The 3,297-nt window shown below is 77.7% G+C and carries 1 protein-coding gene; it reads right to left on the bottom strand.

What is annotated here, in order from left to right:
- Nucleotides 1-3,297 (bottom strand): AMP-binding protein (locus tag G5C65_RS34065; RefSeq protein WP_165302926.1); only part of this gene is annotated, 3,297 nt, incomplete at both ends.

Raw genomic sequence — 3,297 nt, 5'->3', positions numbered from 1 at the left:
GCTGGGGGCGGGCGGGGAGCCAGCGGCGGGTGTGGAACCAGTTGGGCAGCGTCCGTTCGTTGCCCAGGGCCAGGTCGGTGGCGCGGATCAGCGCGTCGAAGCCGCCGGCCAGGAAGCGGTCGCGCAGCCGGGCGCGCTGGATCTTGCCGATCTCCGTCTTGGGGATGTCGGCGCGCTCGACCGGCAGGATGTGGCGGGGGTTGAGCCCGGTGCGCCGGACGAGGTGGCCGCGGATCTCCCGGACGGCTTCGGCACGGTCCGCGGCGTCCCGCAGGTGGGTGAAGAGGACGAGGCTGTCGGTGGTGGCGCCCGGCTCGCGTACGGCGCAGGCGGCGGTGAAGGAGTTCTCGGCGCAGTCGAGTTCCTCCACGACGGATTCGATCTCGTGGCTGTAGTGGTTGACGCCGTTGATGATGAGGACGTCCTTGGCGCGCCCGGTGATGGTGAGGGCGCCGGCGCGCAGGACGCCGAGGTCGCCGGTGTCGAACCAGCCGTCGGAGGTGAACGCCGCCCGGTTGGCCTCGGGGTTGTCGTGGTAGCCGGAGGTGACGGTGGGGCCCTTGACCAGCAGCCGCCCCGGTGTCCCCTCGGGCAGGGTGCGGTCCTGCTCGTCGGCGATCCGCAGGGTGGTGCCGGGCAGCGGACGGCCGACCTCGGTGAAGGGGTCGTCGTCGCTGGTGGTCGCGAGGGTGAAGGCGTCGGAGTAGGTGACGGCCGAGGAGGTCTCGGACATGCCCCAGGAGGGCCGCATCGCGGTGGCGGGCAGGCCCAGCGGGCTCAGGGCGGCGAGGAAGCGCCGGGCGACGCGGGGCATGATGGCCTCGCCCGCGTTCTGGATGAAGCGCAGGCACGACAGGTCCCAGCCGGTCTCGGCTGCCGCCGCCGCATGGTCGTTGACCAGGCCGAACGCGAAGTTGGGCGCCCAGGTGAGGGTCACGCGGTGCGCGTGGACGACCTCCAGCCAGCGCAGCGGCTCCTGGAGGATCCACCCGGTGGGCGCGTGGATCTGGCGGCAGCCGAGGTAGACGTCGCGGACGTGGAACATCACCACGCCGCCGACGTGGTCCAGCGGCATCCAGTTGAACGACACCTCGGCGGGCCCGAAGCCGTTGGCGGCGCCGGTGGCGGCGCAGCGCGCGAGCACGTTGCGGTGCCGCAGCGCGACGGCCTTGGGCGCCCCGGTGCTGCCCGAGGTGAGCAGCAGCAGCGCCACGTCATCGGGGTCGGCGGGGTGCGGGGTCCCGGGCGCCGCCGCGCGCAGTTCGGCCAGGACGCCGAGCCGCGGCGGGGCGGCCCAGCCGCGCCGGTCCGAGGTCTCCGCCAGCGCGCCCGCGGTCTCCGCGTCCGTGAGCACCATCGGCCGTCCCAGCAGGTCCAGGGCGCCCGCGAGCCGGTCGACGGCGGGGCCGTCCTGCGCCGGGACCGGGACGGGTGACAGCGGTACGGGGACGATGCCGCCCAGCACACAGGCCCAGAACGCGACGAGGAAGTCCCGGTGGCCGGGGCACTGCAGCAGGGCGCGGTCACCGGCGGTCAGACCGGCCGCCTGGAGCCCGCCCAGCACCCGGCGGGCCTCGTCGGCGAGGGTGGCGTAGTCCAGCTCGTACTCCCCGCCGTCGGCGGCCAGCAGCAGGATGCCGCCGGCCGCTCCGGCGGCGGCGCGCTCCAGCGCCGCGGGGAGGGTCGCCACATCGGGCTCGGCACTGCCGGGCCCGGTGAACTCGGCGTCGGGCGCGGCCCGTTCGGCGCTCCCCGGCACGCTGTCCGGCGCGCCCGCACCGGCCGTGCTGCCCGTACCGCTGCCGTCCCCGTCCGTACGGCCTGCGGCGGGCGGTACGGGGGTGTCGGCGTGCACCCGGTCCTGGCGGGCGAGGTCGGGGTCCTCGGCCAGGGCGACCGTCGCGCCGGGCAGTTCCCGCTCCCACCGTTCGATCACCTTCTCGTCCAGCACGGGGAGCCGGCGCAGTGCCGCCTCGTCCGGCCGGCCGCCTCGGGTGCGGGGCAGCGCTGTGACCGCGGCGTACGCGCTGGGCCGCAGCGCGGCGGGCAGCAGTTCGGCGGCGTGCGCGCGCAGCCTGGCGGGCCGGAAGGGGCCGGTGGGCACCACGTAGGCGACCAGTTCCTCGACGCCCTCGGTGGTGGTGCGGGCCAGGACGGCGCACGCGCCGAGCGACTCCTCGCGCAGCAGGGCGTTCTCGATGGCGGCGTACGGGGCGCTCAGCCCGTCCCGGCGGACCTGGTCCGGCGCCTCCTCCAGCGCGAGGCGGCCGTCCGGCAGGAGCCGGGCGCGCCCGGCGGGCTGCCGCTCGGCGCCGGGGGCGTGCGGGCTGCCGGGGACGCCGGCCGGGAGGGGAAGGCCGGCGCGGTCGACCGGGACGACGGGCCGGTTGCCCGGCTCCCCCGCGCTCAGTTCGGCGTCGGTCAGGCCGGGCGCGCAGGCCAGCGCTGCGGCGTAGCCGCCGGCTTCGGGGAGCGGCCACAGCCGGTGCAGCGCGGCGTCCGTACGGGCGTGGAACCGGTCGGCGAGCCGGGCCGTCAGCCGCCCGCCGTCGGTGTACACCAGGCGCGGCGCCGCGGCCGCCGCCGTGTCCAGCGCGGTGGGCGGCAGGAACGCGACGGTCGCGGGGGTGGCGTCGGCCGCCGGGGCCGGGTGCACGGCGGCGCCGTGCAGCAGCGGCCACAGCGGCGCGAGGACCGCGCTGGGCAGCGCTTCGGGCCGGTGGTGCAGGACGACGTCGTCCGGGGTGAGCGGGGTGCGCCGCTGCAGCCAGTCGGCGGTGTCGCACAGTTGGGCGTGGCTGAGCGGTACGGTCCCGTGGCCGCCGTGTACGAGGAAGGCCGGGTCGGTGGGGCGTACGGCGGCCTCCGCCGGGTCGCCGGCGCCGGGCGCGCGCTCCGCCGGCAGGCCGGTGAGGTCCAGCTCCGGCGCGGCGCCGGGCCAGGGCGCCGGGCCGAGGGTGAGCAGGAAGCGGGGTTCGCAGGCGGCGAGGAAGGCACGGGCCGGCTCCTCGGGCAGCGCCGGGTCCACCGGGACGCAGACGGCGCCGAGCCGCAGCACGGCGAGCGTGGCGATGACCGAGGCGGGGCCGGGGGGCAGGCACAGCGCGGCGCGGTCGCCGTGCCGCAGGCCCTGGGAGCGCAGCAGGTCGGCGGCGGCGTGCACGGCCCCGGCCAGCCGCGCGGAGCTGTACCGGTCGTCGCCGGTGACGAGCGCGGTGGTCTCGGGGGCGCGGCGGGTGCGCTCGGCGAGCCGGGCCGGGACGGTGTCGGGGGCGAGCGCTGCGGGCGCGGGGAGGG

This window comes from Streptomyces boncukensis, from assembly GCF_011045075.1.
GTDB classification, from domain to species: Bacteria; Actinomycetota; Actinomycetes; order Streptomycetales; family Streptomycetaceae; genus Streptomyces; species Streptomyces boncukensis.
Note: the sequence above shows the minus strand (reverse complement) of the source record. Positions and strands in the feature narration are given on the sequence as shown.